Here is a 20,984-nt window from a genome sequence, read left to right on the forward strand (position 1 = left end):
AGGCAGTCTCCTTCCGACCAAAGAAAAGCATATCCCGTCATGTCCTTTCTCACCCTTGAATCTCTTAGTAAACAATTTGGTGATTTCACTGCTGTCAAAGGCCTTGATCTTTCCATCGAAAAAGGGGAGTTCATCTCCCTGCTTGGGCCATCTGGTTGCGGCAAGACCACAACCTTGCAAATGATTGGTGGATTGTTGACGCCAACCAGCGGTCGTATCCTTCTTGATGGAAAGGATATCTCTCATACTCCGCCAAACAAGCGTGGTCTTGGAATTGTGTTCCAGTCCTATGCGTTGTTTCCACATATGACCGCAACGGAGAATGTTGCCTTTGGTCTGGAAATGCGTGGAATGAATAAAGTAGAAAGACTGGAGCGCGCTCATATTGCCTTGAAACAGGTAAAGCTCGATCAATTTGCAGATCGTCATCCCAAGCAGATGTCGGGGGGGCAGCGCCAGCGAGTTGCTTTGGCTCGTGCTCTGGTGATTGAGCCGCCTGTTCTGTTGCTTGATGAGCCTTTGTCAAATCTGGATGCCAAATTACGCGAAGACATGCGTATGGAGTTGCGCTTGTTGCAACAGGATATTGGTGTAACCACCATTCTTGTAACTCATGACCAGGAAGAAGCCTTGTCAATGAGTGATCGCATCGTGGTGATGAAAGAAGGGCAGATGGAACAGTTGGCCAGTCCATTGCAGCTGTATGAACATCCCCGCAACACTTTTGTTTCTGATTTCGTAGGTAAAACCAACCTGATCCCCGCCACGGCACAAGGCCAGACCGAAGAAGGGGCACAAGTGTTGATTGACGACGAAATGGTTACCCTCCCTGGCCAAACCCTGGAGCAAGGCAGCGAATTGACGATTTCAATTCGACCCGAAAAATTCCAGATGTCTGATGATTCATCGGATCATGAGGTAGAGGTGCGAGCAGCTGTTTTCCTGGGTTCCAGCTGGCTCTATCGAGTATCGAGCAAAATGGGAGATCTGTTCATCACGCAGCCCAATGACGGGTGCGCGGGATATAAAAAGGGCCAGACGGCCTATGTGCGGTGGTCACAGGACGCCATCACTTTGTTTTCGGAGGGCAACTGATGTCTGATGTTGCTCACGCGGGTCCAGGTAGCAAAAGCGCCCCATATTGGATGACAGGCCCCGGTGTCATTTTCTTCATCGCCCTGCTTGGGGCACCAATGATCATGACCTTATTGCTCAGTTTGCATTCCTATGATTTCACCCTTGGAATTCAGAATGACTGGACATTGACCAATTATATTGAGGTGCTGGGTGATCCCTATTTTCATAAAATCTTTGGACGCACCTTTGGTCTTGCCCTGCTGGTAACCGTGATCTGCATTGCCATCGGTGCACCGGAGGCTTATGTGCTCTCGCGATTGTCCAATCCCTGGAAATCCATTTTTCTGCTGGTTGTTTTGGGACCATTGCTGATTTCAGTTGTTGTGCGAACTCTGGGCTGGGCTTTGTTCTTTGGCGGAAATGGTGTTTTGACCATGACCGCACAAGCACTGGGGTTTGGTGAAGAACCGGTCAGCCTGATGTTCACATTTTCAGGGATGACCATTGCTCTGGTGCATGTGCTGGTTCCCTTCATGGTAATTTCGGTTTGGGCGGCCTTGCAAAAGATAGATCCGCAGACTGAAGATGCAGCTCTTTCACTTGGAGCTTCCAAATTTACCACTTTGCGACGGGTTACCTTGCCACAAGCCATGCCGGGAATTCTGTCGGGGAGCATAATTGTCTTTGCTCTGACCGCAAGTGCCTTTGCGACGCCCGCAATCATTGGTGGTCGCAGGATGAAAGTGGTCGCTACGGCTGCTTATGATGAATATCTCAGTACCTTGAATTGGCCGCTGGGGGCCACCATCGCCATTGTGCTGCTTGCCGCCAATATCGCAATCATTATCAGTTACAACCAGTTGGTCGAGCGTCGCTTTGCCAAGGTCTTTGAATAGGAGCTCAAGAATATGCAACGTCTTGGACCCATTGCTCTGATTTTTCATGCCTTGTTTGTGCTATTCATCATGGCGCCCCTCCTGATGGTGATTGCCGTCTCCTTCACTGACAAAGGCTATCTATCCTTACCAACGGATGGCTTGTCGCTGCGTTGGTTTTACGCCATTGCTGATAATCCCGATTTTATCGATGCCTTTTGGGTGTCTGTCTGGTTGGCGTTTCTCTCGGCAACTCTGGCAACGACGATTGCTGTTCCGGCATCTCTGGCCATTGCGCGCAAGCGGTTTTGGGGTCGAGATATCATTGCTGCTTTCTTGCTGTCACCGTTGATGATACCGCATCTGGTGCTTGGTGTCGCTTTCCTGCAATTTTATAGCAAGATCGGTCTTGGCGGTTCCTTTGTCGGTCTTACGGCAGCGCACGTCATCCTGGTCACGCCCTATGCCTTACGTTTGTCCCTTGCCTCTGCAACTGGTCTACCTCGTGATGCAGAAGATGCGGCCCTGACATTGGGCGCTTCTCGCTGGGTGACATTCCGGCGCATTACCTTGCCCTTGATCCTGCCTGGTGTTGCAGGTGGATGGCTCTTATCCTTCATCACCAGTTTTGATGAATTGACCATGAGCGTTTTTGTTGCCTCTCCTGCGACACAAACCCTGCCCGTGCGTATGTATCACCATATTACCCAGACGATTGATCCGCTGATTGCATCCATTTCAACCGTTTTGATTGTCCTGACTTTTCTGGTCATGTTGTTGCTGGATCGTTTCTATGGGTTGGACAAGGTCTTTGTCGGAAAGGGGTGATCATGCGCACAATTGTTGTTGGCGGTGGGGTGGTCGGTCTCTCTCTTGCCTATGGCTTGCTCAAGGCGGGCCAACCAGTGCTTGTACTGGATGGATCAGATGGTGACTTTCGCGCTTCACGAGGCAATTTCGGACTTGTTTGGGTGCAAGGAAAGGGAGCGGATTTTCCTCCCTATGCTCGCTGGACTCGCACATCAGCCAAGCTTTGGTCCGGTTTTGCAAAAGAGCTGGAAGAACTCACGAATCTGAAGCTTTCTTATGAGAATAAGGGTGGCGTGGAATATTGTTTCAGCGCGCAAGAAATGAAGGAGCGTAAAGCCGAATTGTCAGCTTTACGAGACAAACTGGATGGTGATTATCCTTTTGAAATGCTCAGTGCTGAGCAATTGAAAAAGAAAATTCCGCAAATAGGTCCGAAAGTTTATGGAGCCAGCTATTGCCCGGAAGACAGTCATGTCAATCCATTGTCATTGTTGCGTGCACTTTCCCAAGCAGTGCGTATGCTGGGTGGCGATATTCGTACCAATATTCGGGTGATGGAGATCATTCCTGGTGAGAATCAGGCGGAACTGATCACTGAGAATAGCGAGCGATTTGTTGCCGATCGGCTGGTGCTGGCTGCTGGATTGGGTGCGCAAGCTCTGGGGCCACAATTGGGCTTCAAGGCCCTGGTGCGGCCACAGCAGGGACAGGTTCTGATCACTGAGAAAATGCCACATTTCCTTGATCACCCGTCCGGTACTCTGCGTCAGGTCAATGAAGGAGGTGTCCAGATTGGTGCATCAAAGGCTGAAGTCGGACTGAACGATCATGAAGATGTCTTGACCACTGCATCACTTGCAGCCCATGCGGCAGATGTTTTTCCGATGTTGGCCAATGCTCAAATCGTACGAAGCTGGGCGGCCTTGCGGGTCATGTCCCCAGATGGGTATCCCATCTATCAACGTTCAGACAAACATCATTATGCCTGGTTTGTTACCTGTCACAGTGGCATTACTTTGGCAGCTGCCCATTGTGAGTTGTTGCCACGCTGGATAATGAGCAAAAATGATGCACCGGATCTTTCTCCTTTCAGTGAGGCGCGTTTTTGATGTTCCAGCCTTTGACAAAACAATCAGATAACGAAGAGATTACAGTTCATTTCAATGGTGAACCCTTACGTGTCGCGTCGAATATCAGTGTGGCGGCGGCTTTGTTATCTCATGATATCCAATCCTTGCGCCAGACCCTGCAAAACCAAAGCCCAAGAGGGCCCTTTTGCATGATGGGTGCTTGTTTTGAATGTCTTGTTCAAATTGACGGGGTAACCCGGCAAGCCTGCATGACCATTGTTGAGGAGGGATTGAAGATTACATCCATGCCCCAGAACCAACCCGTCTATGAAGATTTGAACCAAAGCCAGCATGAAAAAGGGACAGATATAGATGACCTTTGATCTTGTGATCGTCGGATCTGGACCGGCTGGCATGCAGGCTGCGCGCCAAGCAGCCGATTTTGGATTGAAAGTTGCCATCATTGATGAGCAGCATCAGGCAGGCGGACAAATATATCGTAATATTTCCAAGGCTTCTGCACGACAGCTTGATGTTTTGGGCCCGGATTATAGTGCTGGACAAAAATTGGTTGATGATCTGGCCGATGAACTGATTACGCATATTACGGTAGCAACGGTTTGGAAGGTACAGAAAACTGGCTTGGTCTACTTCACCCGGAACGGCAAGGCGGACCATGTGCAAGGTAGACATCTCTTGCTCGCCACTGGAGCACTGGAGCGAGCCTGCCCCCTGCCCGGTTGGACCAGACCTGGTGTGATGACTGTTGGCGCTGCTCAGATCCTGATGAAATCGGGGGGATTGGTTCCGAACAATGCTATTCTGGTTGGCTCGGGTCCACTGCTTTATCTCATGGCTGTTCAAATGCTGGCGGCAGGCTGTAAGCCAAAAGCCATGCTGGAAACACAAAGCTTGTCGTCGCTCCGCTCTGCTCTGCCTTTATTGCCCAAAGGATTTGCGGGCTGGTCCATGTTGATGAAAGGTGCGAGCTATCTGACCAAGCTTCAATGGGCGGGCGTAAAGCGTTATAAAGCGGTGGAGGAGATCAGCCTGCATGGAGAGGAACAAGATGGCGCAAACGGAATTGCAAAACATGTTTGCTTCACACATAAAGGGCAGCGCAAAAAACTGAAAGCTGATATCTTTTTGCTCCATCAAGGTGTGGTTCCCAATACGCAGATTAGCCGTTCACTTGGCCTGACCCATGACTGGCAGAATGATCAGGTTTGTTTCACACCTCATATTGACGAATTTGGGCGCACTTCTTGCTTTAATATCCATAACGCCGGGGACGGGGCAGGCATTGGCGGTGCCTATGTTGCGGCTCTTGAAGGAGCATTGGCAGTACTTGATATTGCCCATGATCTGGGGAAAATCGATCAGACAGAGCGAGATGCGAAAGCAAAATCCCTTTTCAGGAAACGTCGGGATGCTTTGGCGGCACGGCCATTTCTTGATCGACTTTATGCGCCGCCACTTGGCTGGCGATTGCCGCAAGACAAGACAATTGTCTGCCGTTGCGAGGAGGTAACCGCCGGAGATATCCGTTCCTATGTCGCTCTTGGCTGCACCGGTCCCAATCAAACCAAAGCTTTTGGCCGTTCTGGTATGGGTCCTTGCCAGGGACGCTATTGTGGACTTGTGGTGAGTGACATTCTTGCTCATGAAACCGGTCAGAGCCAGCAAGAAGTGGGATCATATCGTATCCGTGCGCCTATCAAGCCAGTCACAATCGCAGAATTGGCCTCTCTTGATCCGGGGGAATGAATTCCTTCAATTTTCTCATATATAAAACTGAGGGATGGCAATATCCCTCAATTTTCATGTCTGGCTGAAAGATCACTCCAAAGCAAATATCTTACAAACGTACCCGCTCAGACTTGGGATCGAAAGCCGGTCTCATGTGCAATGTTGCGGATACAACCTGTCCTGCGATATCAATTGTCCAGTCTCCTGACACCAGCCAGTCCTTCGGTAGTCCATCATCATCGTGGATATGAGCCAGACACACTGCAGCCCCGACGCTGTGTCCATAGGCTGCTGAGCGGACTTCCCCAATGGGAATGCCATTCCGCAAAACCAGCTCGCCACTCCATAGCATGATCTCCGGATCATCCAAGGTTAGTTGAATAATGCGGTTCTTCAACAGTCCGGTTTCCTTGGCTGCGCGCACTGCGTCCTGACCTATGAAACCTGATGGTTTATCCAAGTCTACGGCAAAGCCCAATCCCGCCTCATAAGGATTGATATCCGGAGTCAACTCTCTCGACCAGGCTCTATAGCCTTTCTCCAGTCGCAGACCCTCCAATGCATAATAACCTGCATCCATGAGCCCCAGATCTGCCCCCACCTGCTTGATGGCTTCATAGACGCCTACCGTGAATTCGGTTGGTACATAAAGCTCCCACCCGAGTTCCCCGACATAGGTCATTCGGTTTGCGAAACAGCTCGCATATGCAATGTCAATTTCCTGGATTGTTGCAAAAGGAAAGCCACTGTTAGAGAAGTCCGCATCCGAGATGCGTTCTAAAAGCTGACGGGATTTAGGTCCCATGACTGACAAAACAGAATAGGCGGAGGACATATCTGTGAGAGTTGCATGGCAATCTGGCTCAATAGCTTTTGAAATCCAATCCGTATCCCTCGTTGTCTGCGCGGATCCGGTGATAAGTAGGAAACGATCGTGATCCAGACGCATCACTGTCAAGTCGCTCTCATAGCCACCATGTTCGTTGAGCAATCCGGTATAAATTGACCGGCCAATTTCTGCGTCGATTTCACGAGTGCATAATCTGTTGAGGAGAGCACACGCATCGCGCCCCTGGATCAGGAATTTCGAGAATGATGTTTGGTCGAATATGCCAACATGATTGCGAACGGCGTCATGTTCCTGTTTGACATCATCGAACCAATTCTGCTTGCCAAACGAATAGCCCGTTTCCGGTTTCCCGGCACTTTTTGCAAACCAGTTGGCACGCTCCCATCCCATCTTGGAACCAAAGCAGGCTCCCTGATCTTTTAGATGCGCGTAGAGCGGTGACCGTCTCAGTGGACGTGCCGTATCAAGCTCACGGTTCGGCCAGGGCATGGCGTAGTGAAGTCCAAGTGTCTCTTTCACGCGGTCATGTAACCAGTTCGGATTGTTATTAAAGCGAGCAAAGCGTCTAATATCGACCGGGAACAGATCAAGCGTTGGAGCGCCATTGACGATCCATTCGGCCAGAGCGCGCCCCGCCCCGCCCGCACTTGCGATGCCCATGGAATTGAAGCCTGCACCCACATAGAAATTTTTGAGCTCAGGAGCTTCGCCAAGAAGGAAATTGTTGTCAGGGGTGAAACTTTCAGGCCCGTTATAGAATTGTCTGACTTGAGATTGCTCCAAAGCCGGAACCCTCAAAAGTGCATTCTCCATGAGGATTTCAAATTGATCCCAATCATCCGGTAGCAAGGAGAACTCAAAATCGTCAGGAATGCCATCCATACCCCAAGGTTTGGCCTCAGGTTCAAAGCCCCCCATCACAAGGCCGCCGACTTCTTCCTTGAAATAGATATATCCATCAGGGTCACGCATAACTGGCAAATCTGGCTTTACGCCCTCAATTTGCTCAGTGACAATATACATGTGTTCTGCGGAATGAAGAGGAACTGAAACACCGCACATTTGTCCGATTTTTCTTGCCCATTGTCCCGCACAATTGATGACATATTCGGTTTTGATCGTTCCCTGTTCGGTAACGACTGCACTCACTGCGCCATTTTCAGTCTCGACATTGGTGACACGGATCTTTTCAAACACCTTTACCCCGTTCTGGCGAGCACCTTTTGCCAAGGATTGTGTCAGATCGGTTGGATTTGCCTTTCCATCTCCTGGCAGCCAGACTGCTCCTTTGAGATCATCTGTTGCCATCAGTGGCCATAACTTGGCGGCTTCAGAAGGTGTAATGACTTCGATATCAATCCCTTGTGCGCGCGCAGATGCTGCTGACCGTCGCAAGACGGTCATTCTATCTTCTGTACGCGCGACGCTGACAGATCCGCAATTGTTCCAACCTGTTGCAAGCCCTGTTTCGGACTCCAGTTGGCTGTATAGCTCCGTGGAATATTGAATGAGGCCAGTCATGTTGGCATGACTGCGCAATTGGCCGACAAGGCCGGCCGCATGCCAGGTTGTACCACTGGATAGCTGACCTTGTTCAAGAAGAACAGTATCAGTCCATCCTAATTTTGCCAGATGATAGGCAACACTGGTGCCGATAATTCCCCCGCCAATAATAACGACCTGTGCTTGATTGGGCAGCTTTGTCATAAGACCCTCCAGTTGGCAATATTTTGCAAAATGATCTATTATTTTGCAAAATATTGCAATAGAGAATTTAAACAACCACTAGATTTGGGATGAGAACCAGATAAAATGAGCAATCAACGCAGCGTGTAAAATTGGAAATATCATGGTTGCCGAGCAACGATATAACGAAATTCTGGAGCATTTGAACCAGGCCGGCTCTTTGACAATTCGGCAAATTTCCGCGCTTTTAGGCGTTACTCGGGAGACAATCCGACGTGATTTGAAGCATTTGTCAGAGTTGGGCGAGCTTACGCAGGTTCGTGGAGGCGCTCTGGCAATCAAACAACGTGAGCCGGATATCGCAGATCGCAGTGATGTCAATGCAGATGGCAAAAACCATATTGCAAATATTGCCAAAAAATTTGTCACGGATGGTATGTCGATCCTGATGGATTCAGGATCCACAGCTTTGGCGATCTCGCGCGGATTGGAAGACTTTGAAAATCTCACCATCATCACCAATGATTTCACGATTGCAAGAATTGCGAGATGTCAAAAACACAAGGTTATCGTGTTGGGCGGTGAAATGTCTCAATCAGATTTTGGTACCTGCAGTATCGAAACCATTGAGGCAGTAAAAACCTATCAGGTCAATATAGCCTTTGTCGGTGTAGGTGGTCTGAGCGAGCAAGCGTTGGTTACTGATTATTCGCAAATAGCGGCCTATTTGAGAGCGACCATGATCAAGCAGGCAGAGCAGTCATTCTTTGTTGTGGATCAGACCAAATTTGCAAAGGTAACACCGATACGTGTCCCGGACCCCAACCTGGCAACGGGCATAATCGTTGATAAAATGCCGGACAAGCTCATCATGGAGCGGATTAATGAGATAAATCTGGAAGTTTACAATTGATCCGAACAATCATTGGAATGATCACAATGAAAAAATGACGACGGCCAGTTGCAATGCCGTCGTCATCAAGTTGTGGGGAATTATTTTAACTTCAGGTTTTCCATGGGAGAGAGTAGGTTTTCACATTCGTGAAAAACTTCATGGCTTCAAGTACGCCTTCCTTGACGGCATTTCCACTATCCTTGATGCCACCAAAAGGTGACATTTCAATGCGATAGCCAGGTTGCTCCCAAATATTGCAAGTGCCCACATCCAAACCCTCGATATAGGCAATTGCCCGGTTCAGATCATTGGTGCATACACCCGATGATAGACCAAACTCGGTGGAGTTGGAGATCTCCATCACCTGCGTGTCGTCGTCTGGAACCCGTACGATAGGTACAATCGGTCCGAATGTTTCCTCTCGAACCAGTTCGCTGTCATGGGGCACCTTGTCAACCACGATGGGCGGAAGAAGTGCACCCTGGCGCCCGGGATGATAGAGAATTTCTGCTCCCTGTTCTTTTGCCTGATAGACCCGTTTCTCAAAAAGCTCTGCTGCTTGCTCATGAATCACACATCCCAGCTGCGTTTCTGGATCTTGAGGATCCCCAAACTTGATCTTCTTGGCTTTTTCCAAAACCATCGGCACAAATCGATCAGCAACGCTTTCTTGCACCAGAATGCGTTTGACCGCCGTACAACGCTGACCTGAATTGCCGGTCGCGCCAGCAACAGCCAGAGCAGCGGCCTTGTCCAGATCCTCGTCTGACAAATCATTCAGAATGATGAGAGGGTCATTCCCTCCCAATTCAAGCGCGGTGCGTTTATAGCCGGCTTTATTCGCTATTATCTTGCCAACTGGCACCCCGCCAGTGAAAGTAATGATGTCAATATTATCATTGACGATCATCTCCTCACCGATATCTTGGGGCCAACCGGTAACAACCTGGAACATCTCCGGTGGAAGTCCAGCCTCATAAAGAATATCAGCCAGTGCAATAGCAGTCAGCGGCGTGAGCTCTGTTGGCTTGCAAACCACACAATTGTTGGTGGCAATGGCAGGCGCAATCTTATGGCTCACCATATTGAGCGGGTGGTTGAAGGGCGTGATGGCCGAGATTGAACGCACCGGTTCGCGTTTGGTGAAGATCTTGCGTTCCTTCCCATGGGGCGTCAAATCGCACGAGAAGATCTGTCCATCGTCTATAATGGTCATTTGGCCAGCCAGCATATAAACATCATAGGCACGGCCAGTCTCATAAAGTGCATGTTGATGGCAAATTCCCAACTCCAACGTCAGCCATTTGGCAAGCCACTCACGCTTCTCAACAATCAACTCTGCTGCACGGAAAAGGATCTTTTGTCGCTCATACCGGCTCAAGGTCGGTTTATAGTCAGCCGCAATCTGAAAGGCCTGTCGCGCGTGCTCGGCCTTGCCTGCGGGAACTGTTCCGATAACCTCGTTGGTATAGGGATAATGCACCGGCACGGTGTCTTCGGTAAAGACCACCTCTCCACCAATACGCATTCCCTCATTTCGGATTTCAACTCTGCTCATTTACAAGCCTTTCCTTCTGGGCTCAGGACATACCGATCCAAATTGTCGGGACAGAGATTACCGTCCCGATATCATAGTTCTCCGCATCAAGTGTTATTGCGCAGCCGCCATTGCCGCATAATAGAAAGCATCAAAGTTGCGCAAAGTTGGTGCATCCGGCAGGTCAATCTTGCGATTGACGATGAATGGCACTTCCTGCTCTGTCAAGCCACCATGACTGCGAAGTGGCTCTTTCAGTGCTGCCAGATCATGACGATGTTCCGAGGTGCCAATGCAGATATTCTCGCCAGATACCAGCACCAGATCACCAATACGATCACCAGGCAGTTCGAAAGCTGTCATGGCTTCTGCCTTCGTCAGAACATGGGTGATGCCATCGGTTGCATTCAGCTTGCCAATAACATCGCTCTGGTTGGCTTCGGTGGGAAGATAGACAGTCGCAAAGGAGCCAAGCGCGCCGTGATGCACCACATAAGGATCCGTAATGGGCAGAATGACACGCGCTTTGTCTTTTCCGAGCCATTCGTCCATCAGGTCTTGAACATAAACAACCGCTGGAGATCCATCAGCCAGATGCTTGGGCTTCATGCCGTGATCTGCCGTCACCACCACAGCTGCACCCAGCTCATCAAGGCGAGCGAGATATTTGTCAAACATCTCATAAAAATCTTTGGCACCTTGCTGATCCGGTGCATATTTGTGCTGAACATAGTCAGTGGTGGACAGATACATCACATCCGGTTTCCACTCTTCCAGCAGTTTTACACCGGCAGCAAATACAAATTCCGACAATTCAGCCGAATACACTTCCGGTACATCCATCCCCAACCAGGCTGATGCATTGTCCACGCCATTTTCCGCCTTGACTGCCTGATCGGATTTTTCGGAAGAAAAACAGATGGCACGATCCTCATCAAAACGCAGGCCTGCACCAAGCAAGGCACGCAATTTGTCCTTTGCAGTGATGACAGCCACGCGAGCACCAGCATCATAGAATTTGCTGAAAAGTGTAGGCGCACGCAAAAAGCGCACATCATTCATCATCACTTCTTCACCACTATCCGGATCAATCAGGTAGTTGCCGCAAATTCCATGAACCGCCGGAGGGCGCCCGGTTGCGATTGAGAGATTGTTTGGGTTGGTGAAAGACGGAATAACCGAATGAGCAAGACGATCCGTACCCGTCTCCCGGATTCTCTTCAAAGTCGGCATCAAACCTTCCTTGATTGCGACATCCAGATATTCAGGCTCGCAGCCATCCAGACAAATCGCAATTGCTGGTACCTTGGGTACGCTATAGGTTCGATCATTCGCTATCACAGGCGATTGAATCGTCATATCTTTTCCTTACTTGGGTCGTTTCAAACAATTGAAGTCAAGATGCCAGCTTGGCACGCTCTTCCAAAGCTATGGCAGGAGGAGAGGCATCGGATACTCCCATCTCCTCAAGTGCTTCTCGGGCCGCAGCCACCACGTTGCGCATCACATGCTCATCCATTTGACCAATACAGCCAACACGAAAGCTATCGACCACGGTGAGCTTGCCCGGATAGATGATGAAGCCTTTGTTTTTCATCAATTCATAGAAGCGATCAAAAACGAAATTGGGATCAGTCGGGCAGAAGAAGGTCACAATGATCGGACTGAGCCAACGATTGTCCAGCAAAGTCTCGAAGCCCAGCTCACGCATACCGGCAACCATGACATCCCGGTTGCGTTTGTAACGACCGCCGCGGCCTGCCACGCCGCCTTCCAATTCATGCGCACGCAATGCTTCGAGGAATGCTGCAACAACATGGGTTGGGGGCGTGAAGCGCCATTGTCCGGATTTGTTCATGTGTGCCCATTGAGCATGCACGTCCAGGCTCAATGAATGGCTATTGTTCCTGGCATCTTCCAGCTCGTCCTTACGCGCAATGATGAAGCCAAAGCCCGGCACCCCTTCGATACATTTATTCGCTGAAGAAACCATGGCTTCATAGCGTATCTGTGATGCTTCCAATGGAATAGCCCCAAAGGCGGACATGGAATCGATCAGCAATTTTCGACCCGCCGCATAGACAACTTCGGAAATCTCCTCAACCGGATTGAGGATGCCGCTGGAGGTCTCACAATGAATGGCCACGACATGTGTGATATCTGGATCTTCAAGCAGAATATTCGCCACCTCTTCACCACGCGGAGGTAGATAGTCGCCTTTGTTGAGCACAACATGCTCACGCCCCAGATATTCCAATGTCTCCACCGACCGCATACCATAGGCACCATTGGCAAGCACAAGTACCTTGCCGTTCTTGGGAATAAAGGATGCCAGCATCGCTTCGACGGCGAAGGTGCCACTGCCTTGCATTGGAACACAATCAAACTCGTCCGAACCCGGACCAAGCAAATCGAGCAATCTTTTGCGCAATTCTGCTGTCATTGCGCGGAAGTCACCATCCCAACTCCCCCAATCCTTCAGCATCGCCTGTTTAACAGCGTATGAGGTGGTCAGTGGGCCTGGGGTTAACAAGTAAGGCTCGCCCAGTTTTGGGGAAGCAATCCGAAGGTCGGAAACAGCCATTTGCATTCTCCGAAGTTAATTTCGTCCCCACTATTGCAGTGCACCCATCCATATGTAAAATTGTAAATTACAATGAAACCATAAGCTGAGCTTATGGAATTAATTTTGGGAATTTCTTATGCGTTACAGTCAGTTAAAAGCTTTTCATCATGTTGCAATGCTTGGTGGTTTTTCACGCGCGGCGGAAGCTCTGTATTTGACGCAACCCGCTATTTCCGAACAGGTGAGAAAACTTGAACAAGCTCACGATGTTCTGCTCTTCACACGAGAGCGAAAACGCATTTTTTTAACCCCGGAAGGGGAACGCCTTTTCCGTCTGACAAAGCAGTTTTTTGAAATTGAACAACAAATCGAGGACTATATTTCAGAATCCGGAGCAGCAATTGACGGAGAGTTGCGTGTCATTGTCGACTCCGCTCATCATATTACCGAAATTCTCAGTCGTTTTCGCAAGCGCTATCCCAATGTGACAGTTACCTTGCGTACGGGAAATTCGGAAGATGTTGTGAGCCAATTGCGCAGTTATGACGCCGAAATTGGTGTTATTGGCAGCCTTAGACCTGGCAATGACATGAAGATGCAGAAACTTTCGACTACTGAAATCATCGCATTTGCCTCACGAGACCTTATTCCGGATAGCATGTGTCATATATCTCTTGCTGAATTGGCTGATTATCCGCTTATTTTCCGGGAAGAAGGCTCCAAAACGCGCCAGAAACTGGAAGAAGCCTTGCGGGAACAAAATTTTACGCATCGTCCAGCGATTGTTGCCGAAGGTCGAGAGGCAGTTCAAGCTATCGTTGCATCGGGTGCCGGAGTGGGCTTTGTCTCTCAAGCCGAATATGGATTGGATGAAAGAGTGCGCCCTCTGCCAATAGATGAACTCAATATCACCATGAGTGAAGCCCTGATTCATTTGACGCAGCGGAGCGATGTAAAGCTGATCCGTGCATTCATGGATGTCGCCAATACCGTGCTGGCTGAACGTTGACATTCATGAGAATGCCGCCAGATGAGTTCCGGCGGCATGTTAGGACGTAGATTCATAGATGATCTGGATTTGGTAGATGCAAGGAAATCTTCTTCTATCTGAATCTCCAGGCCTGTGTGCGGGTTAGCAACCCTTTGGAAATGACCAAATGCAGGATACGGGCTGCGGCATTGGTATAGAAGATCATCATACCCATTGCGGCGGCTGGTGCGATATCACCGGCGTCATCCATATTCAGCACCGCGATTGATGCCAGGGTTGTCTTGGGTGAATAGAGAAAGACAACTGCAGAGACCGTCGTCATGGCATTGACGAACAGATAGATGGAAATATCCAGAACTGCTGGTAGACATACCGGCACCGTAACGCGTGTAAACAATTTCATCGTGGGTTGTTTGAGCGATGCAGAAACAGATTCAAATTCCCGATCCATTTGCTTCAATGCGGTCACAGCTGTGAGGTGAGAGACCGTATAAAAATGTGTGACGGTACAAATCACCAGAATGGCCATTGTTCCATAGAGAAAATGCAAGGGGTTGGATGGGCTGTTGAAGAAGAAGATATAAGCCAGTCCCAACACCATGCCCGGAATTGCCATGGGTAACATGGCAATCATTTGAAACAGCGAGCGGCCCACTTTGAACCCATTGGACTTTTCGACCAGATAAGCCCCGAAGAAGACGACCACGGTACCGATGATCGCAACCATCAATGCCATTTGGATAGAGTTGAAATAGGACCCCCATCCACCGCCATCCATTTTATCAAATTGATAATTATTCAGACTGAGGCTCAGATCATAGGGCCAGAACTTCACCAGAGCGGCAAACTGACAGACTGCCAGCAAACCGATAATGAACAGAGCCATGGCAGAACAATAGGCAAACAGAAGACGATCGCGTTTTTGATCTGGCTGCGGCTGAAATGGGACAGATCGTGCTGAAAGCAGGGCAACCTGTTTGGACTGCACAAAACGATCAATTCCAAATGCCAGAATAGCTGGAATGACCAGCACGACGGAGACGACGGCGCCCATCTCAAAGTTTTGCTGGCCGATCACCTGCTTGTAGATGTCAACCGCAAGTACATTGAACTGACCTCCGATCACCTTGGGCAAACCAAAATCGGTTATTACCAGATTGAAGACCACAAAAGCGGCTGAAATCAATCCATAGCGGGCGCCGGGAATTGTAACGGTCCAAAAGGTTCGCCATGGAGAGCTTCTCAAACTTGTCGCGGCTTCATAGAGCCTGGCATCTGATATGGCCAACGCCGTAGAAATGATCAGGAATGCATGGGGAAAGGTAAAAAAGACCGATCCGATGACAATTCCGATGGGGCCATAGATACTTGCCCCCAGCAGCAATTCCTTCATCATGCCCTGATTGCCAAACAAATAGACCAGAGCAATACCGGGCAATAGAGAAGGCACCAGAATGGGCGCCATGGCGATCAGTCTGAATACTCCCTTGTAGCGCATGCAGCTCCGGTTCAGGGCATAGGCAAACCAGAAGGCAAGGCTGACTGTGATCATCGTTGAGATGATCGAGATCCAAAGTGAATTTTTGATGGACTGAAACAGGGCGGGTGTAGAAAAATAGCTTACGAAATTGCCCAACCCCGTTGACTTGACAGGTCGCAATTGTACTCGTCGGAATTTATTGGAGTTGAGTTCAATCCAATCCGTTCCATCATACAGCGTGGAACTGACCAGAAAACGTCCACCCTGTTCTACATTGCGTACTTTATATTTGACGGGACTGCGGAAACTGAATTTCGGAAACCATTTGGTGACTGTCAAACGACCGTCTGCTCCTGTTGTCAGATCTGCATCTGAATAAACAGGGATTTTTGCATTCAACTCGGCAGCACTTATGATGGAACCATCAAAAATGCCGTCTTCGTTGCTTTGCTGGAACTCGAAGCGCGTCAGATCCACCCGATAGGTGGAAAACGACTTTGACAACATCGCATAGAGTGGAAATGCCAGGGAGATGATCAAATAAAGTGCAATCACAATCATTCCGCCGCGCATCATGATATCATCACGACTGAGCTTGCCTTTTATGACTGGCCCGGCAGGCAAAGATTGCTGGGAGAGATCAGTCATTATGGCGCCCTTCCTGATTGAAGCCCATAAGGCGATCCTGATCCAGTTCGATGGTCATATGGCCGCCTTCCTTCAAGCCAAGGCGTCTTACGGCGTTGATGGAGAAATCAGCAATCAGATCATTGTCCCCGAACATCTCATTGCGCAAGCGACAACGCCAGAAGGACCCTAAAAACTCCATCTCGGTTACATCGACTGTAACCGCATTTTCCGGTGTGATGATAATGTCATCTGCTCCTGGAGAACGTGCGCCCATACCATGCGGAATGATATCCTCGGGTCGGATGGCAGCCAGAATGGCATCACCTTTGGGCAAACCATGGTGCTCGCCTTTTACAATCGTACCACCAATATCAATGAGATTATCACCGGCAGAACGGGCCGGGAACTGATTCATCTCACCAATGAAATCAGCTACAAACAAGCTGGCCGGGTGGCGATAGACCTGTGTTGGTGATCCCACCTGCTCAATGACACCATGATTCATCACCACAATCCGATCAGCCATGGCCAATGCTTCTTCCTGATCGTGGGTTACCATCACAGTTGTAACACCCAGTTTTCGTTGCAACTCTTTGATTTCATGACGTAGATGCACTCGTACTTTGGCATCCAGAGCCGACAATGGCTCGTCCAGAAGCAAAAGACCGGGATTGGTTGCAATGGCACGTGCGAGTGCTATTCGTTGTTGCTGTCCCCCGGACAATTGTGCGGGATATTTGTCCCCCTGATCAGGTAGACCGACCAGTTCCAATAGCTCGTTTACCCGACCGGAAATTTCGTCCTTGCTACGCCCCATATTCTCAAGGCCAAAAGCGATGTTCTTCTTGATAGTCAGATTGGGGAACAGGGCATATGACTGAAAGACAATTCCAAAATCGCGCTCCGATGGAGGCAGGTTTGAAACATCCAGCCCATTCTGGGTCATACTTCCCTGAGTTTGCAGATCCAGTCCGGCAATGGCGCGCAACAACGTGGTCTTGCCACATCCTGAGGGGCCAAGAAAACAGACAAATTCACCTTCATTGATATCGAGCGAGATATCCTTCAAGGCCAGAAACGTGCCAAAGGCTTTCCAAAGATTTTTGATGCTCAGATACAATTTGGGAGAAGGCACAGCTTCGCCCTCTGCATCTTGCAGGGCGGTCATGGTTTGCATAATTACGATCTTTCAGGGACTTGTTGGAGCATCCGCTTGTTGCAGCGGAAAAGCAGGAGCCAGTATTGGTCAAGGCTCCTGCCTTCATCAAGAAACCAAAGGCTTATCACTTTGGATCAGATTTACCATCATAGCGTTCCTGCCACTTTTTCAAGATACTGGCACGATTGACGGCTGCAAACACAAAGTCGTTATTGATCATTGCATCAGCCAGACCTTCTGGAAAATGCTCAACCGGTTTCGCAATACCAGGATATGCTACGACCGCATAGCCTTTGTTATACATTTTGTTGGCATCCTTGGTGACCGTAAAATCAACAAGCTTTTTCGCTGCGTCCAGTTTTTCGGTCCCTGCAATGATTGCAGTGGCTTCCATATCCCAGCCTACACCTTCAGAAGGAACAATAATCTCAAGAGGCGCTCCTGCGGCCTTGGATTTTGCGCCACGAAAAGCAAATGAGATACCGATTGGAATTTCACCGGCAGCAGCCAGTTTGCATGGCTTGGAACCTGAATGGGTATAGCGTGCTATATTTTGATGCAAGGCATCCATATACTCCCAACCACCCTTGTCACCAAATAGTTGCAACCAGCTTGATACATCCAAAAAGCCGGTCCCGGATGAGTTCGGGTTCGGCATGATCACATGGCCCTTATATTGGGGATCCGTCAGATCTTTCCAGGATTTTGGTGGAGTCAGGCCCGCTTTTTTTGCTTCTACCGTGTTGTAGCAAACAGAAGCAATCCATGCATCCATTCCAACCCATGACGGCGGTGTATCATCATCTACGAACTTGCGGTCCAAGTTCTCGACACCTTTGGGAGCATATGGCTCCAGCATGCCTTCCGACTTCAGAAGCAACAATGAGGTAGCAGCAAGACCCCAAACGACATCTGCTTGCGGGTTATCTCGCTCGGCCAGCAGTTTGGCGGTAATGATCCCTGTGGAATCACGCACCCAATTGATTTTGATGTCGGGATATTTTTCATTGAAAGTCTCGGCATACCGACCAAGATCTTCAGCTTCTACTGCTGTATAGACCGTCAGCTCTGTTTCTGCCAATGCACTTGTTGCGAGTCCAAGTGAAAACACACAAGCCGTAAAAAGGCCAATCTTTGATGACATATTTATTCTCCTCCAAAGGTGATGCTGGCCAGGCATTCTTTCCGACCCGGTCCGGCTTTAACTGGATTACAGTAGTTTCGCAGTTTTTTTGGACAAGAAAAATCGATTATGCCTACCATACTATAAGTTGAGCTTATATATAAATTCCGACTTGGAAAATGCTGGGTCATGTTGCATGATTCAAAATTTCTGGATTTGGACGGAAGTTGCCAAAATCCAAATTATGCAACATTGTCATATCGAAATCTGCATAATGCAAGAACCCAAGCCTAGATCGCATCAAGGGCAGTTCGCATATCGCGGATACCCTCGCCTATTTTGTCCTGATAGCGCAACAGGCTGCCGCCGAGCAGATAGACAACATCATCTCCATACATCCCTGCCATATCGGCAGCGCGCTCGACGCTCATACCACCACCGGGGCTTGGCAACATAGTCTGACCGATGCTGTCATCTTCTGTACAAGCCTTGGCTATGGATTGGCACTGCTCTTTTGTGAAGCCAAACCGCCCCCCTACATTCGGAAAGACCGAAATGTCAGTACCAGCCAGACGCTGCAATGTTCCAAACATCATGGCATGGGTGAAGCCAAGTTGCTCTGATAGTACATAGGGGCCAAGAAAAGCTGGATGCGCCATGATTGGCAAGTCGAGATCAGGAGCACGGGCCAGATGATCAATTGCAGCAAAGCCGAAATGACCCGGCATTATCAGCAGGCCACCTGCTCCGGCTTCTTTTGCGAATTTCGCAAAAGCATCAATCTCTCCCACATGACCAGCAATATTGGGGAAATAGAGAGCATTGCCACCCGTTTCAGCATTCGCTTTGGCAACAGCAGCACTTATGGCTTCAACTCTTTGCTTGAACGGAGCCATATGCTGGTTTGTCAGACCATGATCATCCTTGATGATATCGGCCCCGGCCAGAGCGCAAAGATAAGCAATCGTAGCCAGATCTTCGACGCTTGAGCCTTGAGGTTTGATCACCGGGGAAATCATCCCGCCTGTGGGACGACCCAGTTTCTGACGAAGTCCCTTGATGCCAAAACGCGGCCCCTTGAAACGGCTGGCAAGCGTTTCTCCCAAATCCAGATCAATCACCTTGAGACCGGTTTGAATGCTGGAATTGCCAAAGATCACATTGTTGAGCTGTGCCAGTTCGTCACCGACACTATCAGGGCTGTAGGAGATGATCGCCTTGAAAGTACCCTCACTCTCCTGTCCGATTTCTTCTACCTTTCCCAGAATTTCATCTTCGATATAGCCCTTGGGCACGATATCGCGCGGAATTTCGACCGTTTGCTCAAGGGCGATATTCTCGGCCCGTTGTTTTGCCTCCTCAATATTGGAAGCAAAAATCCGGTAAGTGACGGTAAATCGGGACATGAAACAGAGCCTCTTGTCAGATCAGAAATGGAGAAAGTAATCAGCAGCGAACAATCTCGCCTACAGCCCTTCTGCCTTTGCGGTGGAATGAACAGCCTCAACACGCACGGCGTCCAGATCCTGCTCGCTCACACCTGTAGGCATCCCGAGTAATTGATCAACACCTTGAACCAAGGCCAGTGCATCCAAACCATAATGGCGCATGAGATAAGGCCGTGAACCACCATGAGCATAGGTGTCTTTGAGGCCAAGCCGGATCAGCTTTTTCCCAACCCCAGCATCAGCCATAGTCTCTGCTACCAGGGAACCGATGCCGCCCGCTATCACATGATTTTCCAGCGTGATCACACCCTTTTTGACAGAGCCTATATGATCGAGCAATGCCTTGGCGTCAAATGGCTTGATCGTGTGCAAATGCAGGTGACGGATGGAAACGCCAGCTTGCTTGAGAGCATCAGAAGCTCGCATGGCTTCCTCGGTGGTGATACCGGCCGTCACGACCAATACATCATCCCCGTCAGACAGAAGGCGCATCTCTCCTACCTTGATGGGACTATCGAACAAGCGTGGAACCTGCCCGCGCAATACCCGGCAATAGACCGGGCCATCAATGCTGTCAGCGGCTTCGCAGATGCTTTCCACTTCGCTCGCATCACCTGTCTCCAAAATGGTCATATTGGGAATGGACCGCATGATGGAGATATCTTCAATCGCCTGATGGGTCATGCCGCCAGGGGTCGTAACACCGGGCAAGAAACCCATGAGCCGCACTTTGCGGCGCGGATAGGCAACCGATGCCATCAACTGATCATAGGGGCGACGATAGAGGAAAACGCCGAATGTATGAATGAATGGGCGATAACCAGCCAATCCCAATCCGCCAGCAAAGCTGAGCATATTCTGCTCTGCCATGCCAAGGGACAGGAATTGTTCTGGATGTCGATCACGGAAGCCATCTATCTCGCAAGACGATGTCAGATCCGCAGACAAACAAAGGACGTCCGGGTTTGCCAAAGCGTGTTTTTCAAAAGCCGCTGCATAAGGGCGGGTGACCATTTCGACCATGTTCTTCTCTCCCTT

At 49.5% G+C, this 20,984-nt stretch carries 17 protein-coding genes; 8 read left to right on the forward strand and 9 right to left on the reverse strand.

Features of this window, described 5'->3' with window-relative positions; genetic code table 11:
- The first annotated feature begins 39 nt into the window (after window positions 1-39).
- The 6 genes from CRO57_RS17385 to CRO57_RS17410 are packed head-to-tail and all read left to right on the forward strand — an operon-like array spanning window position 40 to window position 5,599.
- The gene (locus CRO57_RS17385) at window positions 40-1,095 is read left to right on the forward strand and encodes an ABC transporter ATP-binding protein (RefSeq protein ID WP_097154745.1); all 1,056 of its coding nucleotides are present in this window, start codon (window positions 40-42) and stop codon (window positions 1,093-1,095) included.
- Window positions 1,095-1,973, forward strand: coding sequence for an ABC transporter permease (locus CRO57_RS17390; RefSeq protein ID WP_170956154.1), 879 nt, complete (start codon window positions 1,095-1,097; stop codon window positions 1,971-1,973). The genes CRO57_RS17385 and CRO57_RS17390 overlap by 1 nt, the downstream gene beginning before the upstream one ends.
- A 12-nt stretch (window positions 1,974-1,985) precedes the next feature.
- Window positions 1,986-2,780, forward strand: coding sequence for an ABC transporter permease (locus CRO57_RS17395; RefSeq protein WP_097154746.1), 795 nt, complete (start codon window positions 1,986-1,988; stop codon window positions 2,778-2,780).
- 2 nt (window positions 2,781-2,782) lie between these two features.
- Window positions 2,783-3,871, forward strand: a complete 1,089-nt coding sequence (locus CRO57_RS17400; RefSeq protein ID WP_097154747.1) for an NAD(P)/FAD-dependent oxidoreductase — start codon at window positions 2,783-2,785, stop codon at window positions 3,869-3,871.
- Window positions 3,871-4,215 carry a (2Fe-2S)-binding protein gene (locus CRO57_RS17405; RefSeq protein WP_097154748.1) on the forward strand — a complete coding sequence of 115 codons (345 nt, stop codon included), beginning with the start codon at window positions 3,871-3,873 and terminating at the stop codon, window positions 4,213-4,215. The genes CRO57_RS17400 and CRO57_RS17405 overlap by 1 nt, the downstream gene beginning before the upstream one ends.
- A complete protein-coding gene (locus tag CRO57_RS17410) occupies window positions 4,205-5,599 on the forward strand; it encodes an NAD(P)/FAD-dependent oxidoreductase (RefSeq protein ID WP_097154749.1) in 1,395 nt (464 codons plus the stop codon). Before CRO57_RS17405 ends, CRO57_RS17410 begins: the two co-directional genes overlap by 11 nt.
- Before the next feature lie 91 nt (window positions 5,600-5,690).
- Here CRO57_RS17410 and CRO57_RS17415 read toward each other — a convergent pair whose 3' ends face one another.
- Window positions 5,691-8,138, reverse strand: a complete 2,448-nt coding sequence (locus CRO57_RS17415) for a GcvT family protein (RefSeq protein WP_097154750.1) — start codon at window positions 8,136-8,138, stop codon at window positions 5,691-5,693.
- 142 nt (window positions 8,139-8,280) lie between these two features.
- Here CRO57_RS17415 and CRO57_RS17420 point away from each other — a divergent pair, with 142 nt between their 5' ends.
- Window positions 8,281-9,030, forward strand: a complete 750-nt coding sequence (locus CRO57_RS17420) for a DeoR/GlpR family DNA-binding transcription regulator (RefSeq protein WP_097154751.1) — start codon at window positions 8,281-8,283, stop codon at window positions 9,028-9,030.
- Between the two features lie 91 nt (window positions 9,031-9,121).
- On the opposite strand, the gene phnY is transcribed toward CRO57_RS17420, so the two are convergent.
- From phnY to CRO57_RS17435, 3 genes are all read right to left on the reverse strand, one after another.
- Window positions 9,122-10,570, reverse strand: a complete 1,449-nt coding sequence (phnY, locus tag CRO57_RS17425) for a phosphonoacetaldehyde dehydrogenase (RefSeq protein ID WP_097154752.1) — start codon at window positions 10,568-10,570, stop codon at window positions 9,122-9,124.
- 93 nt (window positions 10,571-10,663) lie between these two features.
- Window positions 10,664-11,908, reverse strand: a complete 1,245-nt coding sequence (gene phnA / locus CRO57_RS17430) for a phosphonoacetate hydrolase (protein ID WP_097154753.1) — start codon at window positions 11,906-11,908, stop codon at window positions 10,664-10,666.
- Between the two features lie 37 nt (window positions 11,909-11,945).
- Window positions 11,946-13,133 (reverse strand): 2-aminoethylphosphonate--pyruvate transaminase, encoded by a 1,188-nt coding sequence (locus CRO57_RS17435; RefSeq protein WP_244580135.1) that lies wholly within the window; start codon window positions 13,131-13,133, stop codon window positions 11,946-11,948.
- 118 nt (window positions 13,134-13,251) lie between these two features.
- Here CRO57_RS17435 and CRO57_RS17440 point away from each other — a divergent pair, with 118 nt between their 5' ends.
- On the forward strand, window positions 13,252-14,124 hold the full coding sequence (locus CRO57_RS17440; protein ID WP_097154755.1) for a LysR substrate-binding domain-containing protein: 873 nt from the start codon (window positions 13,252-13,254) through the stop codon (window positions 14,122-14,124).
- A gap of 94 nt (window positions 14,125-14,218) precedes the next feature.
- On the opposite strand, the gene CRO57_RS17445 is transcribed toward CRO57_RS17440, so the two are convergent.
- The 5 genes from CRO57_RS17445 to CRO57_RS17465 form a co-directional block, all read right to left on the reverse strand.
- The gene (locus tag CRO57_RS17445; RefSeq protein WP_097154756.1) at window positions 14,219-16,234 is read right to left on the reverse strand and encodes a putative 2-aminoethylphosphonate ABC transporter permease subunit; all 2,016 of its coding nucleotides are present in this window, start codon (window positions 16,232-16,234) and stop codon (window positions 14,219-14,221) included.
- On the reverse strand, window positions 16,227-17,393 hold the full coding sequence (locus CRO57_RS17450) for a putative 2-aminoethylphosphonate ABC transporter ATP-binding protein (RefSeq protein WP_097154757.1): 1,167 nt from the start codon (window positions 17,391-17,393) through the stop codon (window positions 16,227-16,229). Before CRO57_RS17450 ends, CRO57_RS17445 begins: the two co-directional genes overlap by 8 nt.
- 106 nt (window positions 17,394-17,499) lie before the next feature.
- On the reverse strand, window positions 17,500-18,519 hold the full coding sequence (locus tag CRO57_RS17455) for a putative 2-aminoethylphosphonate ABC transporter substrate-binding protein (protein WP_097154758.1): 1,020 nt from the start codon (window positions 18,517-18,519) through the stop codon (window positions 17,500-17,502).
- Between the two features lie 269 nt (window positions 18,520-18,788).
- Window positions 18,789-19,904 carry a RuBisCO large subunit C-terminal-like domain-containing protein gene (locus CRO57_RS17460; protein ID WP_097154759.1) on the reverse strand — a complete coding sequence of 372 codons (1,116 nt, stop codon included), beginning with the start codon at window positions 19,902-19,904 and terminating at the stop codon, window positions 18,789-18,791.
- A gap of 60 nt (window positions 19,905-19,964) precedes the next feature.
- Window positions 19,965-20,969 carry a transketolase family protein gene (locus CRO57_RS17465; protein WP_097154760.1) on the reverse strand — a complete coding sequence of 335 codons (1,005 nt, stop codon included), beginning with the start codon at window positions 20,967-20,969 and terminating at the stop codon, window positions 19,965-19,967.
- Between the last annotated feature and the right edge of the window lie 15 nt (window positions 20,970-20,984).

Origin of the sequence: Cohaesibacter gelatinilyticus, assembly GCF_900215605.1 — a bacterium.
Classification (GTDB): Bacteria; Pseudomonadota; Alphaproteobacteria; order Rhizobiales; family Cohaesibacteraceae; genus Cohaesibacter; species Cohaesibacter gelatinilyticus.

What these genes read in the sequence shown, in the direction of transcription:
- CRO57_RS17450 (WP_097154757.1), bottom strand. Translation starts at nt 17,393, where the DNA reads ATGCAAACCATGACCGCCCTGCAAGATGCAGAGGGCGAAGCTGTGCCT.
- CRO57_RS17400 (WP_097154747.1), top strand. Translation starts at nt 2,783, where the DNA reads ATGCGCACAATTGTTGTTGGCGGTGGGGTGGTCGGTCTCTCTCTTGCC.
- CRO57_RS17390 (WP_170956154.1), top strand. Translation starts at nt 1,095, where the DNA reads ATGTCTGATGTTGCTCACGCGGGTCCAGGTAGCAAAAGCGCCCCATAT.
- phnA (WP_097154753.1), bottom strand. Translation starts at nt 11,908, where the DNA reads ATGACGATTCAATCGCCTGTGATAGCGAATGATCGAACCTATAGCGTA.
- CRO57_RS17440 (WP_097154755.1), top strand. Translation starts at nt 13,252, where the DNA reads ATGCGTTACAGTCAGTTAAAAGCTTTTCATCATGTTGCAATGCTTGGT.
- CRO57_RS17465 (WP_097154760.1), bottom strand. Translation starts at nt 20,969, where the DNA reads ATGGTCGAAATGGTCACCCGCCCTTATGCAGCGGCTTTTGAAAAACAC.
- CRO57_RS17395 (WP_097154746.1), top strand. Translation starts at nt 1,986, where the DNA reads ATGCAACGTCTTGGACCCATTGCTCTGATTTTTCATGCCTTGTTTGTG.
- CRO57_RS17455 (WP_097154758.1), bottom strand. Translation starts at nt 18,519, where the DNA reads ATGTCATCAAAGATTGGCCTTTTTACGGCTTGTGTGTTTTCACTTGGA.
- CRO57_RS17420 (WP_097154751.1), top strand. Translation starts at nt 8,281, where the DNA reads ATGGTTGCCGAGCAACGATATAACGAAATTCTGGAGCATTTGAACCAG.
- CRO57_RS17460 (WP_097154759.1), bottom strand. Translation starts at nt 19,904, where the DNA reads ATGTCCCGATTTACCGTCACTTACCGGATTTTTGCTTCCAATATTGAG.
- CRO57_RS17445 (WP_097154756.1), bottom strand. Translation starts at nt 16,234, where the DNA reads ATGACTGATCTCTCCCAGCAATCTTTGCCTGCCGGGCCAGTCATAAAA.
- CRO57_RS17410 (WP_097154749.1), top strand. Translation starts at nt 4,205, where the DNA reads ATGACCTTTGATCTTGTGATCGTCGGATCTGGACCGGCTGGCATGCAG.
- phnY (WP_097154752.1), bottom strand. Translation starts at nt 10,570, where the DNA reads ATGAGCAGAGTTGAAATCCGAAATGAGGGAATGCGTATTGGTGGAGAG.
- CRO57_RS17435 (WP_244580135.1), bottom strand. Translation starts at nt 13,133, where the DNA reads ATGGCTGTTTCCGACCTTCGGATTGCTTCCCCAAAACTGGGCGAGCCT.
- CRO57_RS17405 (WP_097154748.1), top strand. Translation starts at nt 3,871, where the DNA reads ATGTTCCAGCCTTTGACAAAACAATCAGATAACGAAGAGATTACAGTT.
- CRO57_RS17415 (WP_097154750.1), bottom strand. Translation starts at nt 8,138, where the DNA reads ATGACAAAGCTGCCCAATCAAGCACAGGTCGTTATTATTGGCGGGGGA.
- CRO57_RS17385 (WP_097154745.1), top strand. Translation starts at nt 40, where the DNA reads ATGTCCTTTCTCACCCTTGAATCTCTTAGTAAACAATTTGGTGATTTC.